Source organism: Sodalis sp. CWE (assembly GCF_019646055.1).
Classification (GTDB): Bacteria; Pseudomonadota; Gammaproteobacteria; order Enterobacterales; family Enterobacteriaceae; genus CWE.
The window spans coordinates 354,210-374,776 of sequence record NZ_JAESFE010000001.1; the positions used below are offsets into that span (position 1 = coordinate 354,210).

The 20,567-nt window shown below is 31.1% G+C and carries 16 protein-coding genes and 1 pseudogene; 9 read left to right on the forward strand and 8 right to left on the reverse strand.

Annotated features, from left to right (window positions below; all coding sequences use genetic code 11):
• Nucleotides 1-476: 476 nt before the first annotated feature.
• From sucD to JK145_RS01420, 4 genes and pseudogenes are all read right to left on the reverse strand, one after another.
• Nucleotides 477-1,355, reverse strand: coding sequence for a succinate--CoA ligase subunit alpha (gene sucD / locus JK145_RS01405; protein WP_220665075.1), 879 nt, complete (start codon nucleotides 1,353-1,355; stop codon nucleotides 477-479).
• 2 nt (nucleotides 1,356-1,357) lie between these two features.
• The gene (gene sucC, locus JK145_RS01410) at nucleotides 1,358-2,524 is read right to left on the reverse strand and encodes an ADP-forming succinate--CoA ligase subunit beta (protein ID WP_220665254.1); all 1,167 of its coding nucleotides are present in this window, start codon (nucleotides 2,522-2,524) and stop codon (nucleotides 1,358-1,360) included.
• Between the two features lie 879 nt (nucleotides 2,525-3,403).
• Nucleotides 3,404-3,493: pseudogene (locus tag JK145_RS01415) on the reverse strand (Nif3-like dinuclear metal center hexameric protein); the annotation flags it as partial.
• A gap of 48 nt (nucleotides 3,494-3,541) precedes the next feature.
• Nucleotides 3,542-4,288, reverse strand: coding sequence for a type 2 GTP cyclohydrolase I (locus JK145_RS01420; RefSeq protein ID WP_220665076.1), 747 nt, complete (start codon nucleotides 4,286-4,288; stop codon nucleotides 3,542-3,544).
• A gap of 1,698 nt (nucleotides 4,289-5,986) precedes the next feature.
• Here JK145_RS01420 and fldA point away from each other — a divergent pair.
• Both fldA and pgl read left to right on the forward strand, forming a co-directional pair.
• Nucleotides 5,987-6,502 (forward strand): flavodoxin FldA, encoded by a 516-nt coding sequence (gene fldA / locus JK145_RS01425; protein ID WP_220665077.1) that lies wholly within the window; start codon nucleotides 5,987-5,989, stop codon nucleotides 6,500-6,502.
• Nucleotides 6,503-7,153: 651 nt separating this feature from the next.
• A complete protein-coding gene (pgl, locus tag JK145_RS01430) occupies nucleotides 7,154-8,152 on the forward strand; it encodes a 6-phosphogluconolactonase (RefSeq protein WP_220665078.1) in 999 nt (332 codons plus the stop codon).
• Between the two features lie 636 nt (nucleotides 8,153-8,788).
• On the opposite strand, the gene bioA is transcribed toward pgl, so the two are convergent.
• Nucleotides 8,789-10,078 (reverse strand): adenosylmethionine--8-amino-7-oxononanoate transaminase, encoded by a 1,290-nt coding sequence (bioA, locus tag JK145_RS01435; protein ID WP_220665255.1) that lies wholly within the window; start codon nucleotides 10,076-10,078, stop codon nucleotides 8,789-8,791.
• Nucleotides 10,079-10,189: 111 nt separating this feature from the next.
• Between bioA and bioB the strand changes: the two genes are divergently transcribed.
• The 4 genes from bioB to bioD are packed head-to-tail and all read left to right on the forward strand — an operon-like array spanning nucleotide 10,190 to nucleotide 13,848.
• The gene (gene bioB / locus JK145_RS01440) at nucleotides 10,190-11,221 is read left to right on the forward strand and encodes a biotin synthase BioB (RefSeq protein WP_220665079.1); all 1,032 of its coding nucleotides are present in this window, start codon (nucleotides 10,190-10,192) and stop codon (nucleotides 11,219-11,221) included.
• Complete coding sequence (gene bioF / locus JK145_RS01445) at nucleotides 11,208-12,389, forward strand: 8-amino-7-oxononanoate synthase (protein WP_220665080.1); 1,182 nt, start codon at nucleotides 11,208-11,210, stop codon at nucleotides 12,387-12,389. Before bioB ends, bioF begins: the two co-directional genes overlap by 14 nt.
• A gap of 8 nt (nucleotides 12,390-12,397) precedes the next feature.
• Nucleotides 12,398-13,162 (forward strand): malonyl-ACP O-methyltransferase BioC, encoded by a 765-nt coding sequence (gene bioC, locus JK145_RS01450; protein WP_220665081.1) that lies wholly within the window; start codon nucleotides 12,398-12,400, stop codon nucleotides 13,160-13,162.
• A gap of 11 nt (nucleotides 13,163-13,173) precedes the next feature.
• Nucleotides 13,174-13,848: a dethiobiotin synthase gene (gene bioD / locus JK145_RS01455; protein ID WP_220665082.1), complete on the forward strand. Its 675-nt coding sequence runs from the start codon at nucleotides 13,174-13,176 to the stop codon at nucleotides 13,846-13,848.
• A gap of 397 nt (nucleotides 13,849-14,245) precedes the next feature.
• Here the strand turns inward: bioD and dut are convergent, their stop codons facing one another.
• The gene (gene dut / locus JK145_RS01460; protein ID WP_220665083.1) at nucleotides 14,246-14,704 is read right to left on the reverse strand and encodes a dUTP diphosphatase; all 459 of its coding nucleotides are present in this window, start codon (nucleotides 14,702-14,704) and stop codon (nucleotides 14,246-14,248) included.
• A 670-nt stretch (nucleotides 14,705-15,374) separates the two neighbouring features.
• Between dut and rpmB the strand changes: the two genes are divergently transcribed.
• Together rpmB and rpmG are read left to right on the forward strand one after the other, a co-directional pair.
• Nucleotides 15,375-15,629 (forward strand): 50S ribosomal protein L28, encoded by a 255-nt coding sequence (gene rpmB, locus JK145_RS01465; RefSeq protein WP_220665084.1) that lies wholly within the window; start codon nucleotides 15,375-15,377, stop codon nucleotides 15,627-15,629.
• 9 nt (nucleotides 15,630-15,638) lie between these two features.
• A complete protein-coding gene (gene rpmG / locus JK145_RS01470; RefSeq protein WP_220665085.1) occupies nucleotides 15,639-15,806 on the forward strand; it encodes a 50S ribosomal protein L33 in 168 nt (55 codons plus the stop codon).
• A 262-nt stretch (nucleotides 15,807-16,068) separates the two neighbouring features.
• On the opposite strand, the gene waaA is transcribed toward rpmG, so the two are convergent.
• Entirely contained in the window at nucleotides 16,069-17,325 is a 1,257-nt protein-coding gene (gene waaA / locus JK145_RS01475; RefSeq protein WP_220665086.1) for a lipid IV(A) 3-deoxy-D-manno-octulosonic acid transferase, read from the reverse strand.
• A 1,356-nt stretch (nucleotides 17,326-18,681) separates the two neighbouring features.
• A complete protein-coding gene (rfaC, locus tag JK145_RS01480; RefSeq protein ID WP_220665087.1) occupies nucleotides 18,682-19,650 on the reverse strand; it encodes a lipopolysaccharide heptosyltransferase RfaC in 969 nt (322 codons plus the stop codon).
• 391 nt (nucleotides 19,651-20,041) lie between these two features.
• Here rfaC and JK145_RS01485 point away from each other — a divergent pair, with 391 nt between their 5' ends.
• Complete coding sequence (locus tag JK145_RS01485; protein ID WP_220665088.1) at nucleotides 20,042-20,482, forward strand: rhodanese-like domain-containing protein; 441 nt, start codon at nucleotides 20,042-20,044, stop codon at nucleotides 20,480-20,482.
• The last annotated feature ends 85 nt before the right edge of the window (nucleotides 20,483-20,567 follow it).

The following is a 20,567-nucleotide window of genomic DNA, read 5'->3' on the forward strand; positions in this document are numbered from 1 at the left end:
TTTAAGATAAAAAAATCTGCTATGTCAGCGAAAATTTACTATGTCGATTAAAAAAACTTAGTAAGACTATACTTATTCTTAAGTATATGAGTGAACAATAAAAAGTTTTTTTACAATCTAAGCATGGTCGGCATCCGCGTACTCTAACTTACTTCAGTTAAAAAAACAATCATATTTATACCTATATTATTTTTGTTATTGACTAATAAGACAAAAAAGTCATTAGCTACACAGAACAGCGCTAAATTGTTATCATCATAATAAATCGCAATTTGATTAAAAATTATAAAAAAAGATTAATATAAATATAATTAGTAATTTATGCGCTTTTTTTATTTAGCAAAACATTTGCAATGTTTATTAACTATAGGAATTGACTTATCATCAATAGTTGACTTCTCAATGAAATTGTTTTTAAATATCTTTAAGACTTTCCTAAGTTACAAAATGTTCGATCATCTTATTTCTCCTAAAAATCACTTAATACTTGAAAGTGTTAATTTTGTTTCTTTTCCAATATCGGCTAAATTTCTTATGATTTTAATACCAGCAGACATTAAAGCAGTACATTTTTCGTCTGCTGTGCCTTTTCCCCTAGAAACGATTGCACCAGCATGACCCATTTGCCTTTCTTTTGGCGCTGTCATACCAGCAATATAACTTATTACCGGTTTGGTAACATGATCCTTAATGTATGCAGCTGCCTCTTCTTCTAAGTTACCGCCAATCTCTCCAATCATTACTATGATTTTTGTTTGTAGGTCTTTTTCAAATAACTGAAGAATATCTATAAAATCGGAACCAAGAATTGGGTCACCACCGATACCTACGCAAGTAGATTGTCCTAATCCAATATCGGTAATTTGTTTTACCGCTTCATAAGCTAGAGTTCCTGATCTAGATATAATTCCAATTTGACCTGGTCTATAAATATACCCAGGCATAACACCAATATTGCATTCGCCTGGAGTAATCACACCAGAACAATTCGGTCCTATCATGCGAGATTTACTTTGCATAAGTTTTGTTTTCACAATAAGCATATCTTGTATTGGCATTCCCTCAGTAATACAAATAATCAAATTGACACCTGCATCAATGGACTCTAGTATTGAATCTTTACAAGATGGTGCTGGAACATAAATAGCTGAAGTTGTAGCGCCAGTTTTATCAATTGCTTCATGTACAGTATTAAATACTGGCAATCCAAGATGTATGATTCCACCTTTTCCAGGTGTTACACCACCAACCAAACGAGTACCATAGGCAAGTGCTTTTTTTGAATGTAGAGTTCCTTGATTACCAGTAAAACCTTGATAAATTACTCTCGTATTTCTATCTATCAGAATAGGCATTTTTATACTGCCGCAGTAATAACTTTTCTTACCATATCATTAAGATCGGTAGCAACAATAATATTTAGATTGCTATTTTTTAATTTCTGAGTACCTAGTTCAGCATTATTACCTTCCAAACGAACCACTATAGGAATAGCGATGTTCGATTCAGATACTCCAGTAATGATTCCATCAGAAACTAAATCGCAACAAACTATTCCTCCAAAAATATTAACTAACACTACTTTCACCTCTTTAATCAATAAAAGAATTTTGAACGCTTCAGCGATATACTCCTTTTCTACCGCACCCCCTACATCAAGAAAATTTGCCGGTTTGCCGCCATGCAATCTAATGATATCCATTGTTCCCATTGCCAAACCGGCACCGTTTGCTATGCAACCGATATTACCTCCCCCTAAAGCAACATAATTTAAGCCCCATCGAGACGCATGTACTTCACATTTATTTTCTTGTTTAAGATCACGCATCTCAAATAATCTCTTTTGACGAAACATTGCGTTGTTATCAGCGTTTAATTTTCCATCGAGACAAATGAAATTTTCATCACTATTGATCGCTAGTGGATTAATTTCAACTGAAACAAGATCTTTTTCTAAAAACAATATCGATAAACTCATAAAAATTTTACTGAATTGGATCAATAACTTTCCACTTAAACCTAATTTAAACGCCAATTTTCGTCCTTGATAAAGCTGCGGACCTGTAAGAAAATCTAAAGTAATTTTATGAATTAAATGTGGTGCTTCCTTTGCTACTTTTTCAATTTCTGTTCCTCCATTCATAGATGCCACGAATATTATTTGATTTATACTTCGATCGATTGTTATTCCCAGGTATAACTCTTTGGTAATGTCAGTGGTTGTTTCTATTAAAATTTGATTAACCGGATACTTTAAACAGATATTTTTTTCTTGGTAAATCGAGAAGTGTTTTCCTAACCATTTTTTTGCAAAAACATAGACTTCTTCCCGTGAATACACTATTTTTACGCCACCAAATTTCCCACGACCATTTGCATGTACTTGACACTTTACTACCCAAGGTCCGACACTTGCTTTTATAGCATGCTCCACTTCACTTAAAGTGCTACATAAATAACTATTTGGAACAGGTAATCCGTACTGAGAAAACAACTTTTTTACTTGATATTCATGTAAATTCATGATATTTATCCCTTCTTTGTCTTGAAGAAGTTCATCAACCATTAACACTTTTTCATTTGTACCTACATAGACGATAAATAATGTTACAGTATTTTAGTAATTTTGATATGAAATGATCTTTGAATCAAAAAAAAACCGTATTAAAAGGATTGTTACAGTCGCTTAATGTATAGAACAGTTTGGAACATTTTACTTTTTCTTTAAAGAAAGAGTGTAGAAGATCTCCGATAGAAACTAATCCGATTGATTAGTTAAACCAATTTATTATAGATAACATTAAACTCGATACTAAAATTGAACATTAAAGTTTTAATATTTGTTTTTATATAAAAATTTATATTTTAAAGAAAACACCTTAAGTCTTTTTAGTGACTGATATTAATTCTATTTCCAATAGAATCCCTAAACTCTACATGTGAAATGAAGAGATTTGAGAAAAAATTACATGTATTCTGTTTGCAAAAAAAGTAAATCTAAAATGACATTACTTTGATAATAAATCAAATTATGTATTGTGTGCATATCTTTGTTTTTACGCACCAACAAAACCTGTCAGAAAAATTTATAAATTTTAACGATAAGTTTTTTCTTAAAAAATTAATTATTAATTACAATTTGGCTAATTTATATCTTGTTAGGAATTTTAAAAAGTTATTTATTTTAAGTTAATGATTAAGCTTTCACTTTAGTGCTAAAAAATTTTTAAAAATTAACATTACATCATAGACACAATACGTTTTTTTAACTCAAGCGAGCTTCTATAGATTCAATTAGCTTTATTAAAAAATGTGAACTACTTAATAAAACGAGGTCATTTAATCATACTTTTTAAGATTTAAAATTAATGTATAGAACGTTCAAAAATGAAATCTAAAATTAAACCCCATATTCTCTAGCAATGTGGATAGTTTGTTCAGATACTTCTCCAGTAATAAAAGCATCCACACCGGCCTGTGCAGCTAGTTCAATAACATTAAGGTTCCATTCTTCTTTTTTAGAAGAATAAATTGCAAGCTTCTAGGCAGGATTTGGAATATCAATAAAAACTACATTTAAATTGCACTGCTTGCTCAACCAATCTCCTAGAGCAAGGATACCTCCACGTTCAGTGACATGATGACCGGCAGCATAAAAATGAACCCCATATTCTCTAGCAATGTGGATAGTTTGTTCAGATACTTCTCCAGTAATAAAAGCATCCACACCGGCCTGTGCAGCTAGTTCAATAAATTGCTGTCCGTTTCCTGTGCACCAAGCCAATCGTTTAATCTGCAATGGAGCATTATCACTGCATTGCAATATGTTATGTCCTAGCTTTTCTTCAATACGTCGACGAAAATCATCACCGTTGATAGGACTTAACAATTCGCCTTGTAATACAAATGGATTTAATGATCCAGTTATTTGAATATCTAACATTATTGCGAGCTGTGTATTATTACCTAATTCTGGATGAATATCTAGAGGTAAGTGCCATGCATATAAATTGATATCATTGGCTAGTAATGTTTTAAGTCGGCAACGCTTTATTCCACGAACAACGGAAGTTTCGTTTTTCCAGAAATATCCGTGGTGAACTATGATTGCATCAGCATTTTGTGTTAATGCACTATCTAATAATGCTTGACAGGCAGTAACGCCTGTAACGATGCGCTGTATAAATTGACGGCCTTCTACTTGTAGTCCGTTAGGAAGATAATCTTTCAACATGCTATCATTATTAAGTTTCTGATTAATAAGGTGTTCCAGTTCATTATTATGCATACACACTCTTCTCTCGCTTTCTTTATAATTAAAAAAGTATAGATAGTTTTATTTTTATGACTCAATTATAATTGATATTTAGGCAAATAAAGAATGTTTTTCTTTTTGATCTGCTAGCTTAGGGTCCAATGATAATACCGGTTAATGCATTAGGATTTGATACTGATAAAATTAACGTACCAACATTTTTATAAAGGGTTAGTGATAAGTTGGCATCTAATAATTATTTATTCTATCTTAACGTCCTTTTTAAGAAGTCTTTTTGAAGAAAAATTCAGCTTTCTAATTTTAGATGTCTGTAACAAGGTACTTCAAATCGTTGCAATACGTCTTAATATTTTTAGATGATAAGAAATAATCATGATTATTTCTTTATATAAAGAAGATAATCCAGCAAGGAAAGGAATTTATCAATGTTGCCCGTATTCAATAACTATTGTGCAATACTACGTAAGTATTACTCTATATTTTTTCGGTAATCTGTAAGTTAAAATTTAATAATCACATGATCGAAAATTATTAAAAGTAATTTACATTTAAATACACTGTAACGTTAATTACTCATCATAAAAAACTATTATTCTGATAATAATTATGATAATTTATTTATTTAATTCTTAATTCCCTAATTTGAAATTAATGATAAGCAATTACATTAATGTTAATCACATTAAAATCAAAAACGATATGACGCTAAATTTTAGAAAGATTTCTTATAAATTATTAATGAAGTAATTTTATTTTTAATGCTTAACCATAAGCAACAATTAAAATTAGATTTTTAATGATTGAAGTAGTATATTTCCAAATTGGTAACACGGTTTTCTTGCTTAAGATATATTTAGAAGCTATTCTAAATTATTTGAAGTAAATCGCACTGCTGTTTCGATTAATAAATTGAATGCTTTGATTTTTAATCAAACTAGCATATTTTTTTAATTATTTGAATGATAATTAATTCTAATTTAGGATTAGGACAGTGTTGCACGATTACAACATACATACGTTTTACTTTTCAATCGTCTTTTAATTCACTCATACTTTACATTATTTATTTTAAATAAATAGGTAATACAAAAAACTACACGTTTACAGCCTTTTCTTTTTAAATTGAATTACTGATATTTTTACATCTCTTTTACATCTGTCTGCTTACGAGTAAATTTACTGATTGTGATTTCCATAGAAATACTTCTTAAGATTTAAGAGGGATAAATATTTATAAATAGAAAAATCTATAAATATACTGATTCATGATTAATTTTTTTCAAAATTATATAAAATAACCCAATTTTAAAAATTAAAGGAAGCATAAAAATCATTAAGTAATTACAAACATGTTCTTAAATTTAAAAAAATAACCACCTATTAGTGAATATTTTCAGCAAATTAGTCGAAACTAAATACATTATTCCCTTTTAGAAAGAAAACAAATTCCCGTTTATTCTACATGTTTTTCCTTTGAATTTTTACGCAAAGCTTTAATTCTTCTAATTTATTTGATAAATAAAACATTTAAATAGTAAAAATTAACGCTTGAAAGAATCTAGTCGATTTTTTTCTGTAAAAAAAAGATTTTATGTGAAGATGATGCTATACTTCTTTCTAAGTAAGCGATTGACAACCGATACTAACAATTACTATCATAACAGATATTCTGATAAAAATATATGTACTATTTTTGAGGCAAAAAAGTCTATGTCTATTATAGGCATTTTTTTTGGTAGTGATACAGGTAATACTGAGAACATTGCCAAAATAATTCAAATGCAATTGGGTACTGATGTTGCTGACATTTTTAATATCAGCGAAAGCAATAAAGAAGATTTAGAACAATATGATCGCCTGCTATTTGGGATTCCGACTTGGTACTATGGAGAAGCCCAGTGTGACTGGGAAGATTTTTTTCCTACTTTAGAAAAAATTGATTTTAGTGAAAAAACTGTTGCATTGTTTGGATGCGGTGATCAAGAAGATTATGCTGAATATTTCTGTGATGCAATGGGTATATTACGAGAAATTGTAGTCTCAAATGGAGCCATGCTGGTTGGCCGATGGCCTGTTTCTGGCTATTACTTTGAAGGTTCCAAAGGACTTGTCGATGATAATCATTTTGTCGGTCTTGCTATTGATGAGGATAGACAACCAGAATTAACTGCTAAACGAGTCGATAGTTGGGTCAAACAGATAAGTATGGAGATGCATTTAAACTAGCTTAGTTTCTAAAAATTACAAGCATCATAAAAACCACTATTTTTAATAAAAATTTTTTAAATTACTCGTCGTTTGTCAAAACAAGTGTTCTGATTAATTTATCAAAAGTATTAACAAGTTAAACTAAAAAAATTTCCAAAATTTAAAGAAATTATACATGCTGAACATATGCCTATTATAAATATTGATATCTGTTTAAATCACTAAACTATTAAACTGGTTATAAACTTTATCCCATAAAGTAGAGTCCAAAAAAAACAGAAATCTCATAAAAAAGATCTAATTACATTTAGTTTATTGTTTCCTAATATATCTAAAGTTATAGATTAACTTTCTAAAGCGACATTTGGAAGAATCTTGGTATTATTTCTAAACAAAAAAAACAAAAATAATTTTTTCGAGATTAACAGTTGTGATTATTAGTAACTTTCAAATAATTCATAAATACGGATATTAGAGTCAAATTTAGAAAATTAAACAACAAACGCGCAAAAAATTTGAACTAATTAAAAAATTATTGGGGACTGGCATTTCAAAATATATTCTAAAATTCTTAATAAAAAACTGTAGAACATATTTAATTGGCATAATGGAACAGGTTAGTACTTACTTTTTTAAAAATCAAAAAAGTTAAGTCGAACAGGAAGGCGCATGAAACAAATAATTTATGTTGTTAGTTCAGATAGTCAGCAAATATATGTTTGGGAAATGAATAGCCGCGGCGCTCTAGAATTATTGCAAGTAGTAAGTACGCCTGGAAATGGACAGCCAATTTTAATCCACCCAGCGGGAACTTATCTTTATGTTGGCGTTCGGCCAATCTCTGGGATAGTTAGTTATTGTATTGACGAAAGAGGATTACTAACTGAATATAACACAACACCGTTACCTGCTTATCCAAGCTACTTGACAATTGATTGCTGCGAAAACACGTTATTCAGCGTTTCTTATCATGGGAATTGTCTTACAGTAAGTTCAATTGATATGAAAGGAATTATTAGCCCTCCATTTCAGATTTTAAATAATTTAAATCGTTGTCATTCTGTAAATATTAATACTATTAATCATACGGTTTGGGTCCCATGCTTAAAAGAAGACCGAATAAGGATTTATACCATTGATAAATTTAACAGTCTAACCCCACATAAATTAGAAGCGTTATCTGTCAAAATTGGTTCGGGACCTCGCCATATGGTTTTTCATAAAAATGGTAACTATGCCTATGTGATCAATGAATTTAGTGGTACTGTTGATGTAATTTCTACAAATTTCAAGTCTACGAGACCGCCACATATTGTTCAAACTCTTGATATGATGCCTTTTAATTTTGAAGGTAATCGTTGGGCGTCGGACATTCATATCACCCCAGATAATCATTGGATTTATTGTTGTGATCGTACAGCTAATATTCTCAGCAGATTTTTAGTTTCCAAAAACGGCGAAAATTTAACTTTTTTAGGGTATCACAATACTGAAACGCAGCCCCGTAGTTTCAACATAGATTCGCAAGGACGTTTTTTGATAACTGCAGGACAAAAATCAAATTATATTGCGGTTTATTCTATTAATAATAGATCGGGATCTTTATCCTTTTTATCTCGCTATAAAGTTGGAAAAGGGCCATCTTGGTTATCTATTTTAGAGCTTTGATAGATGTTCATGAACCATTCTCCATGAGAATAAAATTTATCTATACGATAAGGCTCATTAAGTAACGAATGTAACAACTCTTTTCAACTGTAAAATTGTTAGTAAAAAAAACACTAAAACAAGTACTACCTTGCAACTTAAAAAATAAAAAATTAAGAATAGTAAAAAAAATAAATCAATGCTATCTACTACTAGATCTTTTCTTTTGGAAAGAAATAAGAAACATTCAACGTAATTTTCTTTTTAAGAAATTAATAAAATACCCTACATTGGGAATCATATAATAAAATTTTTTCTATTACAACTAAATAGTTTCCATAATTTAGAATAACAACTATAAAAAAGTTTCCAAACATTCTGGAAATTTTATAAATTCAAAAAATTTATGGTAGATTCGTATAACGAATATTTTTCTTTTAAAGAAAAATTTCTCAACTTTAGTAAGTTAATAATTACCTAAATTTTTTCTTATAAACTGGAGAGTATCATTATCCTTACTTTTAGTAAAAACGCACCAATTACTATCTGAAACTCTAGTTATGCTTCGATAACAATTTTCTAACTTCCTAAATAAGACAGCCTTATGTAATTTTAATTGCATTAAAAATGCAAATGCTTTGTACGTAAAATGTTAATTTATAAAAGAAAATGTGACGGCAAATCTAGACACTCAACAATTGCTTCAATAAGCTTAGTAAGCTCTGATGACGAAATAATATAAGGAGGCATCAAATAAATTAACCTACCAAAAGGACGAATCCAGACACCATGATCAACAAACCAGCGCTGTAACGTTGCCATATTCACTGGGTGTGTTGTTTCTACTACTCCTATAGCACCCAGAACTCGTACATCAATTACTCTTGGATGATTAATTAATGGTAATAATCCAGATTTAAGCTGATTCGCAATTGCTGCCACGCAGGATTTCCATTGTTCATCTTCTAGTAATGAGATGCTGGCATTAGCAGCAGCACAAGCTAATGGATTAGCCATAAATGTAGGACCGTGCATAAAACAGCCAGCATCACTATTACTTATGGTATCTGCTACGTGGCGACATGTTAGTGTCGCTGAAAGTGTCAAAACACCGCCAGTTAAAGCTTTTCCAACACAAAGAATATCTGGGGAAATGCCGGCATGATTGCATCCAAACCATTCACCGGTTCGACCAAACCCTGTAGCAATTTCATCAGCAATTAATAGTATTCCATACTTGTTAGATAAATCTCGAGCTAAGCGCAAATATTCGGGATGGTAGAATCTCATTCCACCTGTTCCTTGCACAATTGGTTCCAAAACTATTGCTGCTAATTTGTAATGATAAGCTTCTAATAGTGCGATTAACGGAACACCATCTTCCTCATTCCAAACATCATCAAAACGACATTTAGGAGGTTCAATAAATTTATGTGGTGCCAAATAGCCACGGTACAATCTATGCATAGAACTGTAAGGATCACATATCGACATTGCACCAAAAGTATCGCCATGATATCCTTTTCGTAATGCTAAAAATTCATATCGAGGTTCTTTACGGCCTTGCCAATATTGTAGGGCCATTTTTATTGCTACCTCTACTGCTACAGAGCCAGAGTCCGCTAAAAAAACACAATCCAAACCTTCTGGAGTTAAAGAAATTAATCGACGACACAAAGCTACTGCAGGCGAATGAGTAATACCACCAAACATCACATGTGGCATACGAGCAATTTGTTCGTTCATTGCTTGATTAATTACAGGATGATTATATCCATGAACAGCTGCCCACCAAGAGGACATTCCATCTACTAAGCGACGACCATCCTTAAGGATTAATTCACAACGATCAGCAGAGGTTACCCAGTAAGTTGGAAGAGGTTTAGTCATAGAAGTATAAGGATGCCAAATATGACGCTGATCAAAGGAAAGGTCATCGACTTGTATCATTAAATTTCCTCCTTACTAACAAATCAAATTTTAATAGCTTCGTTGACATTTTAATACTTACCTGTAGTATACTGAAAGTGTTTAAAACCATACTTTGGACGGATTAACATGTCAACATCTCAACGCTGGACACTATCACAAGCAGAAAATCTATTTAATAAACCTTTTTTTGAGTTGTTATTTGAAGCGCAGCAAGTACATCGTCAGTATTTTATACCAGGCGAGGTACAAGTTAGCACGTTGCTGTCTATTAAAACAGGCGCTTGTCCTGAAGATTGCAAATATTGTTCACAAAGTATTCGATATACTACTAACATAGAAAATGAACGTTTAATGCAGGTAAGAAGAGTTCTTGATGCTGCTCGAAAAGCCAAAGAGGCTGGCTCAACACGATTCTGCATGGGAGCAGCTTGGGGGCGTCCACTTGATCGCGATATGCCGCTATTAGAAAAAATGATTAGTGGCGTTAAAGAAATGGGACTTGAAACTTGTATGACGCTTGGCAAACTCAGCGCAAAACAAGCTCAACGGTTAGCAGATGCAGGACTGGATTTTTATAACCATAATTTGGACACTTCACCAGAGTTTTATTCAAGCGTTATTACAACTCGTAGTTACCAAGATCGACTTGAAACTTTAAAAGAAGTGCGAAAAGCTGGCATTAAAGTATGTTCCGGAGGAATAATTGGCTTAGGAGAGAAAGTTCGTGATCGTGCAAATCTTATTGTTCAGTTAGCTAATTTGCCAACGCCACCAGAAAGTGTACCAATCAATATGTTAGTTAAGATAAAAGGAACGCCTCTAGCTGATAACAACGATGTGGATCCATTTGAATTTATTCGCACTATCGCTGTAGCACGTATTATGATGCCATATTCATATGTACGTTTATCTGCTGGACGAGAATATATGAATGAACAAACCCAAGCATTGTGTTTCATGGCTGGAGCCAACTCTGTATTTTATGGCTGTAAACTTCTTACAACTTCTAATCCAAAAGAGGAAATAGACCAAGCGCTTTTTCGCAAACTAGATATTAAAGTCATGCGTCGTCGTATTACGACTCATGATGATGAAGAACAGATAAATAAAAAATTTCTTACAGAAGATACACCACAATATTACAATGCAGCCTCTTGAAATAAGAAACTCTGTTGGATGGGAATCGCGTATTAACAATGCATTAACACAGCGACGTTGTACATGGTCTTATCGTGAACGCGTACCAGTGAAGGGTGGAAATAATCGACTTATTCAATACGAAAATAGATGTTATATAAATTTTTCTAGTAACGATTATCTAGGTTTAGCTTATCATCCTAAAGTGATCAAAGCTTGGCAGGATTATGCTTCACTTGAAGGAGTTGGAGCAGGAGGATCTGGCCATGTAATTGGATACAGTTCACATCATCAACAATTAGAAAAATGGTTAGCTAATTGGTTAGGCTTTCCTCGTGCATTGCTTTTTACTTCTGGTTTTGCTGCTAATTACTCTTTAATTAGAACATTAGTAGCTTCCGGCGATCATATTTTAGCGGATCGTTTGAGCCATGCTTCATTATTAGAAGCAGCCATATACTCTCCAGCAACGTTATTGCGATTTGCACATAATAATCCAAATTCTCTGAAACGTTTGTTGCATCGTAGTTGCAATGGGAATCGTCTTATTGTAACAGAAGGGGTATTTAGTATGAACGGCGATGTGGCACCATTAGAAGAATTAAAAAAAGTTATATGTGGTACTGGTAGTTGGTTAATGTTAGATGATGCTCATGGTATAGGAGTTATTGGTGAAGAGGGACGCGGTTGCTCTTGGGAGAAAAAAAATCAGCCAGATCTCTTGGTTGTTTCTTTTGGAAAAGCGGTAGGAGTTAGTGGTGCAGCTGTTTTATGTACTGAACAAGTGGCTGAATATTTATTGCAATTTGCACGTCATTTAATTTACAGTACGGCGTTGCCCCCTGCACAAATAGCAGCTATTCATGTTGCTTTAAACATCGTACGACATGAAGATTCTTTACGTCAACGCCTTTTAGAAAATATTGCATACTTTCGAAAAGGTATTGAAAATTACGGATTTATGCTTTCCTCTTCAAAAACCGCTATACAACCACTGATAATTGGTGATAATTTACGTACGTTGCAATTAGCACATCGTTTACGTGAGCGAGGTATATGGTTAACAGCGATGCGTCCACCTACTGTTCCGCCAGGTAATGCACAGCTTCGTATTACGCTTACTGCAACCCATCTAGCTGAAGATATCAATATGTTGTTAGAAGCATTGTCTAATGAACGAAAGGGTTAACTTAACATATGTCAATTGACGATCATAAATCCGGTATCGCCCTTTGTTTTAGTCGTGCTGCGTCGCAATATGATCGTTATTCTTCTTTTCAGCGGACTTGTGGGAAAAAGCTTTGTGATTTGGTAGGAACAATTAAAGGAAAATGGGTTCTTGATGCAGGTTGCGGAACCGGATGTTTTAGTCAATTCTGGAAGAATCAAGGAAATAAGGTAATTAGTCTTGATTTAGCAGGTGCTATGTTGGATATCGCTCAAAGACGAAAAGCTGCGAAGGCTTATATAATAGGAGATATTGAACAATTACCGCTAGCAACGGCGTCAGTTGACGTTATTTATAGTAATTTAGCAGTGCAATGGTGCAATAATTTACCGAATGCATTAGCAGAAATGTACCGTGTATTGCGACAGGACGGCATTTTAGCTTTTTCTACTTTAGCACAGGGTTCATTGAAAGAATTAGCACATATTTGGAAAAAAGTAGACAACAGAATACACATAAATCAGTTTTTACCACATAACGTTATTGTTAAGGCGATAATCCCATATCGTCATCGAATAGTAACCGAATTACACATTTTGCATTATGAAAAGATAACAGATCTGTTACGAGGTATTAAAGGAGTAGGAGCTAGTTATCTTCATGCAGGTCGGAATCCTGGACTTACTACTCGAAGTCATTTGCAAGCTTTGGAAACAATTTGGCAAAACCAGTCAGTCGATCTTCGTTTAATGAGTTATTATGTTGTTTACGGAGTAATTTATCGTGATAAGTAGCAAAATTTATTTTGGTTAAACGTTTCTTTATAACAGGCACCGATACTAATATTGGTAAAACTGTGGCAGCTTGCGCTTTGTTGCAGTCTGCGGTTAAGCGTGGTCACCGTGCTGTAGGTTATAAACCTGTAGCATCAGGATGTAGTTTAACTCAATACGGAACAGTAAGTCACGACGCATTAGCGTTAATGTCTAGCGGAAATGTAGCAATTAATTATCATCAGATTAATCCTTTTGCTTTTATTATGCCGACCTCTCCGCATGTTGCAAGTCGATACACAGGACGCGTTATTGAAAAAACAACATTATCTTCTGGACTACGAAAACTAGAAAATAGTGCAGATTGGATCATAATCGAGGGTGCAGGCGGCTGGTTTACTCCATTAGGAGTAAAATTTACTTATGCCGATTGGGTACTCTCTGAGCAACTCCCAGTAATTATGGTAGTTGGAATAAAGCTCGGTTGTATCAACCATGCATTGCTTACTGCATTAGCAATTCAACAAGCACATTTACTATTAGTAGGATGGATTGCTAATAACCTTAAGCCGATGATGCATTATTGTAAAGACTACATTGCAACATTACAGGATAAAATAAATGCCCCATTACTAGGAGTAATTCCTTGGTTAGATTCCGCAGAAAAAAAACATTTAGCCTGTTATATTGATTTTTCGTTACTGTAACATTACATCTAAAATGTAAACTATTGAAATATAGTTATTGATTATTTATAACCATAGTCGATATATTGCATGTATAGATAAAAATTGTCCGCTTCAATAATCGAACAGTGTAACATATTTTTAATCCTTAATAAGGATGATTTTTTAACAAAACAATTAAATGAATATAGTTAATTTTTTTATTAATTATCTGTATAAAAGGCTATTTAAAAAAAGTTTAAAACTTAGATTTTTTATTAGTTGTATTCATACGTAATAACTATTATGTTTAGACATAATATCTAGATTGTATTATTTTTAATTCAAAAAAAATAATTTCACATATAACCTCAATATTATGTATTTTTTTATTGTTAATCATAATGTTGCTTGTTAATTAAAGCAACGTTATCTAAAGTTATTGATGTCCAGAATGACCAAATCCTCCTTTATTACGTTTACTTTTACGAAAAATTTTTACTAAATTAAATTCTACTTGTACAATAGGAACAAAGATCATTTGTGCAATGCGCTCACCGGGTTCTATGATATAAAGTTTAGAACTTCTATTCCATATAGGAATAATTAATGGCCCTTGATAATCCGAGTCAATCAGTCCAAGTGAATTACTAAGTACAATACCATATTTGTGACCTAAGCCAGAGCGCGGTAAAAGTATTGCTGCTAAACTTACATTATCAATATGGATGGCTATTCCTGTCGAAATTAAACAAGTTTTTCCTGATGCCAAGAGAATATGATCGTCAATGCAAGCACGTAAATCTAATCCAGCAGACCCTTCAGTAATGTAAGTTGGGAATGGGAACTGATTACCAATACGATAATCCAAAATCTGGATATTTATTTTTTGCATCATAATAAATAATTAAATCTTCAGCAGAGTCAATTTTTAATTAATGAAAATGATTTTTGTTTGTTTGTCCTTCTTATAAAGCAAAATTTTTCGACTTATTAAAAATAAATATAGTTTTTACTAGTTTAGATAGAGAAACTTTTTTTATAAAATGCATTAAATTAATTTATAATTTTTTATGTTGGTTGCTAAATTGATTTTTATAGCATTAGCAAACCTTTTTTTCAAAAAAAATTAATTACTGAAAATAATAAAGTTATTTAGAATATTTTCCGTTATAATCATAATTAACTAATGAATATTAAAATAATTATGAGTACTTTTCAAAAAATTTTTGGACGATACTGATAATAGTTAAAGGTAGTGAATAATTTTATAATATCTTCTTCTTAAGAAGAAGATAGCATTCAATAAATAAAAATATGGTAATAAAGTGCTTTTTACTTGTTTTGTACAGCTATCTCGTTTTTACGTTTTGATATATGAAATAATCTTTTAAAGAAGATCAATTGTTTTCCATTGCAAAAAAAGTAATAATATGTTGTAGATCTATTCTAGTTTTAGAAAAATTTACTTGAAAAAGAAGACATTAAATTTCGAAAACTTTTTAGATTAAAAACTGTTTTTTTATAAAATTAAAGAAATCCAAATACACTAGAATTAAAGTTTGAACATGTCCAAAATTTGCCAAATTACCGGAAAGCGTCCAGTTAGTGGTAACAACCGTTCACATGCAATGAATGCAACAAAGCGTCGGTTTCTGCCTAATTTACATTATCATCGCTTTTGGATTGATAATAAAAACCGTTTTGTTAAACTACGTGTATCTGCTAAAGGTATTCGTATAATTGATAAAAAAGGTATCGAAACAGTTTTCGATAATCTTATTTCAAAAAGAAACAAACATAGTAATAATAAAAAAGTTTGAGAAAAAAGTATGGCAAAAAATGTTCGTGAAATAGTGAAACTTATTTCCTCTGCTGGTACCGGTCACTTTTATACTACTACAAAAAACAAACGTAATAGTGCATCAAAAATGCAACTTAAAAAGTTTGATCCGAAAATTCGTCAGCATGTAATATATAAAGAAACTAAAGTTAAATGATCTTTTAAAAAGTTCTAAATTAAAGCTCTAATATAGAGAATTTGAGAACTTTAAATTTTAATTTAAAAAAAGTGTTCTTTTTAAGAAATTAACATTCTCTCTACTGAGAATGAGTAAAAATTATTAATTTCAGTTGGTTAAAAATACATATACGTACATGGAAATTTAGTCTAAAAATTTTAGAAAACTAATTTCATCGTTCTTAAAATAAGAAGTCTTGACTTAATGAATACTATAGGGAAAATAAGTCAATAAGTTTTAACTATAGTAAATGAGGTTTTAATAAGTTTAAGAGGTGGTTTGATGCGCCTTTATTTTGGTGAAGCACCTTTGCTGCGTGATATCCACGATGTAAACGATAATTTTTATCTGTTAGCAAAGCGGAAACTGAGCTAATTAAGGAGATTACATTAGTAATAGTAATTAAACCTCCGGATTTATTTAGTTTTCTGCAAATATCGTGAAAGTTTAAAGTATGAGGCCCCATAAGGATCGGAATAGCATGTAGGGCCGCTTCTAGCGGGTTATGTCCTCCGTGTTTAACTAAAGTACCACCAATAAATGCTAAATCAGCAGTACCATATAGCAATATTAATTCTCCCATAGTGTCCACCATTACAACTTGTGTGGTACTGGATGGAGTTTTTCCACTACTGCGTAAGATATAATTAAATTTAGCCTTTATTATTATTTTTAATACTTTCGAAAAACGTTCCGGATGTCTTGGAGCCAAAATTAACAATAAATTAGGAAACTTAGTTAGTAACTTGCGATATGCTTGCAATAATATAATTTCTTCACCATCATGAGTATTTGTAGCAATCCATACTAATCTATGCGAAGCCCATTTTTTACGTAGAATAAGAGATTTAATCATTAAAGAAGAATTAACTGAAATATCAAATTTTAAGTTTCCGCTAATAACTAATTGGTTTTTTTGAAGACCTAATTGAAGAAAACGCAGTCCATCTTCTTTACTTTGAGCTGCGACAAATGTAATACATCGCATAATATCGGAGATAAAGTTTCTAAATTTTTTGTATCGATTGAAAGAACGAATAGATAGGCGAGCGTTAGCAATTATTAATGGAACTTTTCGAGAATGTAAAATTTTAATAAGGTTCGGCCATAGTTCTGTTTCCATAATGATTACTAGTTTTGGGTTTGTCTGATCAAGAAAGCGTTTCATTGAACCAGGGAGATCATAAGGAAGATATACATGATATATGTCTTTGCCGAAGATTTTCTGGACTCTTTCTGAACCAGAAGGTGTCATTGTAGTAACAGTGATAGAAAGAAACGGATAATAACGACGAAGCATAAAAATTAAGGGGACAGCTGCCATTGTTTCACCAACCGAAACAGAATGTAGAACAATACCTCCACGGCCAACCTTTCCATAACAAAAACCGTAACGTTCATTCCATCTTTGTCGGTAAATAGGTGCTTTCCTACTTTTCCACAAAAGTCGTACCCATATCAAAGGTTGAATTAAATATACTATTACACTATATATCATTCTATTTTAGAAAAATTCTTTACTTTAACAATAAAGTTAAAAGATCAAATTTAAAAAATAATAAACTGCTAGTTTTTGTATAAACTTGCAAATTTTGAACTAACAAACTAACTATTATTATTAATAAGTAAATCAAAATTAATAAATCTATATGCTAATCATTAAGTTTTTATTTATTTAATTTTAAATAAAAAAATATCTAATTTTTCTCTCTTGAGAAGAATCTAATAATTAGTTGCTAAAATAGCAACAATTAAAAATATGCTAGTTATTTTTGTTCTATTTAAATAGAACTTCAATTTCTGATTAGAATTCACGCTTTAATTCAGTTATTTTGTTACATAAAACTCTAAATTGATTAGGACTAAAAATTTTTTACTTATTCAATATGGAAATAACATTCCAGTTAAAAATTTCTTAAAAAGAAAAAATTGAAAACATTTTTATATTTATTGAGTATAATGGTTTATTTAGAAAAATTCGCAGAAAGTTTTTTTTGACATTTTTACTAAAAATTTTTAAATACTAAAAATAGTTATGCATGGCAATTTGGATTTTTCACTAAAAAAATAAAAGAATCATTAATTCGATTGAATAGATCAATATAATAAAAGACATTATTTCAAGAGATATTAATTTGAACCTTAATAACTAATCATTCCTCGTGAAATGATTCTCCTATAATCCAACTGTTTTAAAAACATTAAAATTTAAAAACTATTGATAATAAATGTTTTTTCTTAAATTAATTAACAAACTAAAAATAAATAACATGTAATATAGTTTTTGCAAAATTGGAATCTTCTTCTTTTGAAGAAAACTATTTATGATGATAAATTGTTTCATTCATAATAATGAATACTTTTTGATAAAATCAAGGAACTTTTATTTTAAAAACTAGGGGAGTTTTGTAAACTAGGCAAAACTATGACTGGCTAGTGCTGATAATAAAAAGCATCTTTCTTCTTAAGAAAGAAGAAGAATATGGGTATTAGTTTAAATAATTTAGAAAAATGCATTAGCAATGGTAAATATTTACATTAATTAAGTTGACAAGTAGCGTTGTCAAAAAGTTGATGAAAATAAAAGAAGATCTCTAGAGTTTTCTAAAAAAAATCAAGAGAATACTGCTATATCCAATAGATATATTTCAAATAATTTTAGTTTAAATTACAAAAAACTATATTAACAACATTTTTATTAATTTTTGTTCATAGTTTGGCGTTTATCTAACTTGAAACTTTTCTGCAATTCAAAAAAGTTGTCCTCATAAATCAACCGTAACGCACTCTATCTGAGTTAGAATTTAATTAATTATTCAATAAATATGAAACCTTCTTCTAAAGAAATTCATTTTTATTGTTTTAATAACATAATCTGTAATCGTTTCCAAACGTACTCTGCGGTTATACTTTCCATATTTTTATCTTTTGCTTGAATTACGCTTTGATAACGTCCATAACCGCCAACAAGCACTGAATCAGTAGGTCCAAATAATGTTAAGTTTGGTTTATCAAGTGCTGCAGCTAAATGACTAAGACCAGTATCCACCGATACAATAGCTATCGCATCTTTTAATTGTGCAGCTAATTCTTCTAATGTTAGAGGTGGAAGAACTTCCATCATATTTGGTGATTCTTTAGCAAATCGCTTGGAACGAAAGTATTCTTCTTTTGTTTTCCACGGTAATCTAATCTGATAACCAATATCGTTAATCAAGTAAATTAATTTTTTCCAGTGAGCTTCTGGCCAAAGCTTCCTTGATTGACTGGCTGAGTGTAAAAAAACTAGATAAGGTTTTTTTTTATAGCTAAAATGGAAATAATTAGAAATGGAATAGTTTCCAAACTTTCTAGAAAATGGATAATTTAAACTTTCAGCAAACAGTTTGCGAACTCGCTCAACAGCATGTTGTTGTTTTCCTATCCTATGTTTGCGATGATAAAATAAGCTAGCAAAAGGCTCCCGTGCACTTTTGTAGTCTAAGCCATGACTTTCTCCTCGCGCTATGCGCGTAATAAGTATCGCGGTTTTTATTAAACCTTGTGCATCGATGATTATATCGTAATCTTCATGTTGTAATCGTTGCTTAAAATGAAAACGTTCCTGACGTACATTTAAGCTAAACCAATTTTTTTTCCATCTTCGAATGGCAACAGGTATCACTTGACGCACCCCTGGATGCCAGGTTGGAATTTGAGAGAAGTCTTCCTCTACTGCCCAATCAAAACAAATTTCTGGCATTGCATACATCGCGTCAGTTAATGCAGGCAGTGTATGTATTACATCACCCATTGAAGAAATTTTAACAACAAGTACTCGCATTACTCTTCTTTTTTTTGAAAAAAATTAAATCATTAGTGCCCGATAATCTTGACAAAATACTTAACTTTTATAAACTCTATCTAAAGTTTGGATTAATTAGTTCCTTAAAGGAAGGAAAAATGTAACTATGTTTTTAGTTGATTAAACCTTTCGATTGTTATCATTACTAATATTGACTATGCACTTTTTCAATACTTTAAGCTAAAAATTAGTTCGATTAGTTTTAATTGATTTAAATAAAATATTATTTTCCTACCTTATTAATTGCAAATTTTTTTATTTATCGTTTAATAAAAACCTTTTTAAGAAGTAATTGGGTTATCTTCAGAAAGATTACAATCAAAGGTTTTTTAACACTTGTTTTAACTTTGACTCTTTTTCTTCTGACTTCATGAAAGAAATTTTACAATTCATTAAAAATCATCCCGTACTTTTTATTACATGGGCTTTTCTTTTTTTTTCTGTAGCTTTTATTGCAATTCGAAATTACCTTTCTAAGGTAATCAATATTACATGTTCTGAAGCTATTTATTTAATTAATAAAGAAGATGCCGTAGTTATCGATTTGCGAAATAGTGAGGATTTTTGTAAAAAACATATTGTTAATAGTTTAAATCTTTCTTCGAAAGAAATTAAAATTGAAAATTTAGGCAAATTAATAAGGACGAAACGTAAACCAATAATAGTTGTCTGCACTAACGGTACTATTTCTTGCGGTGTAGCAAAAAAATTGGTTAATTTTGGATTTGAACGGGTTTTTTTGCTTAAAGAAGGTATATTTGGTTGGAATAAAGAAAATTTGCCGCTAGTTCGTTCAAAGCAAAAAATATGACTTGTTATTAACAATGAGTGTTAATAAAGAAATTATAAATTTTGTTCAAAAAGATTTTTTTAAAAAAACGATTTGTTTATTATAT